The 1,849-nt window shown below is 63.6% G+C and carries 3 protein-coding genes; all 3 read right to left on the bottom strand.

What is annotated here, in order from left to right; genetic code table 11:
* A partial coding sequence (locus A2I95_RS34825; protein ID WP_291737136.1) for a hypothetical protein occupies positions 1-322 on the bottom strand: 322 nt, incomplete at its 3' end.
* 12 nt (positions 323-334) lie between these two features.
* Positions 335-1,384, bottom strand: coding sequence for a HesA/MoeB/ThiF family protein (locus tag A2I95_RS34820; RefSeq protein WP_291737135.1), 1,050 nt, complete (start codon positions 1,382-1,384; stop codon positions 335-337).
* A complete protein-coding gene (gene dut, locus A2I95_RS34815; RefSeq protein ID WP_027257676.1) occupies positions 1,384-1,839 on the bottom strand; it encodes a dUTP diphosphatase in 456 nt (151 codons plus the stop codon). The genes A2I95_RS34820 and dut overlap by 1 nt, the downstream gene beginning before the upstream one ends.
* Positions 1,840-1,849: the final 10 nt, after the last annotated feature.

Here is a 1,849-nt window from a genome sequence, read left to right as displayed (position 1 = left end):
ACGCTGCTGGCACGATGCGGATCGGAACATCCGCGATATTGGCCGCCCGGGCGATGCGCCACTCGAAACGGCCCATTCTGCCATCGGTATCGATCAATACCACCACCGGCTCCTTACCGGTGATCTCTGCCGCAAACAACGCCTGCTGGATGCTGTCCAGGCTGCTGCGCTTATCGAGGCCGAACTCGATGACCCGGTTACTGTTTTCGCAATCTGTGCGGATCGATGCCGCGCCGCCTGGATAGGTGAACTTATGCACTGTCTCCGGCTGGCCGCCGAACAGGGCGCCGCAGAGCAGCGAAATGAAATAGGCTTCGTTCACAGGGAGGTCTCGTCAGGAGTTTCCGGCGCTGCCGCAGACCGGGCAATCTTGCCGCCTGGCCATGCGGATCTTACGGGTTTCGCCATAGAGCCCGTCATAGATCAGCATCTCACCTTGCAGAACCGCACCGGCACCGGTGATCTGCTTGACCGCCTCGACTGCCATCATTGACCCGACAACACCGGGCAGCGGGCCGATCACCCCGGCCTCCGAGCAGCTGGGGGCAAGACCGGGCGCCGGTGCCTCGGGGAAAATGCACTGGTAGCAGGGTCCGCCTTTGGCCGGGTGAAAAACGCTCAGCTGGCCTTCCCATTGCGACAGCGCACCAGAGATCAGCGGCTTGCCCAGCGCCACGGCAGTGCGGTTGGCGAGATAACGGGTTTCGAAATTGTCGGTGCCGTCAAGGATCAGATCATACTCCGCAAACAGCTCCTCCGCGGCCTCCCCGGTTAGGCGCCGGTTATAAGGGCGCACGTCGACATAAGGGTTCTGCGCCTGCATCGCGGCCTGGGCCGAAAACACCTTGGGCTTGCCGATGTCTGCGTCGCGGTGGATCACCTGACGCTGCAGGTTGGCATTGTCGACCGTATCGTCGTCGATCACCCCGATTGTGCCCGCGCCGGCGGCAGCCAGATACTGCAGCGCAGGCGCACCCAGCCCGCCGGCACCGATCACCAGAACCTTGGCCTGCTTCAGCTTCTTTTGTCCCGCCCCGCCCAGTTCCCGCAGGACAATATGGCGGGCATAGCGGTCAAGCTCGCTTTCGGTGAAGGTGCTGGCAGGCTGACTCATCTTCGTTTCCTGAGGCTGGGCGCGGGTCTTCAGGCCAGCCACGATACGCGCATAGAAGCCAGCCACAATGGCAAAACCGCCCAAGAGAAGCCAAGGCGCTGCCGAACCCCCGGTGCCTTCCCGCAATGCGTTCCCGTCCGGCAGGGTCAACTGCACTGCCAGCACAGCCGCAAACAGTACTGCCAGCAAACCAAAACGCAGATTGCGCGGCAGGCCAAAGAACCGCCCGCCCCACCAGATCAGCGCCGCCAGGATCAGAATGCGCAGCATCAGCCGCGCCCGGTGGAACCAAAGCCGCCGTCGCCGCGGGTGGTGCCGGAGAGCGTCTCCGCAATCTCAAACCGGGCTTGCAGCACAGGCGCTGCAACCATCTGCGCGATGCGTTCGCCATGACGGATTTCAAAGGGCGCCTGCCCTGCATTCAAGAGAATTACCCCCAGCGGCCCGCGGTAGTCACAGTCGATTGTACCGGGCGTGTTGGGCAGAGTGATCCCGTGCTTCAGAGCCAGACCCGAGCGCGGACGGATCTGCACTTCGTAGCCTGCAGGAATTTCGATGCGCAGCCCGGTCGGCACCAGTGCCCGCGCCCCCGGTTCAAGCGTCAGCTTACCCCGATCCGGCAGATTGGCACGAAGGTCCGCCCCCGCAGCGCCAGCCGTCTCATATGCGGGCAGCGGCACATCCCGGTCCGCGCCTTCGTCGTGGATCACACGGATTGTTACCATCCCCGCCCCC

It is taken from the genome of Leisingera sp. F5, from assembly GCF_001593695.1.
This window is presented reverse-complemented; position numbering and strand designations above follow the sequence as displayed.

What these genes read in the sequence shown, in the direction of transcription:
- A2I95_RS34820 (WP_291737135.1), bottom strand. Translation starts at nt 1,384, where the DNA reads ATGCTGCGCATTCTGATCCTGGCGGCGCTGATCTGGTGGGGCGGGCGG.
- dut (WP_027257676.1), bottom strand. Translation starts at nt 1,839, where the DNA reads ATGGTAACAATCCGTGTGATCCACGACGAAGGCGCGGACCGGGATGTG.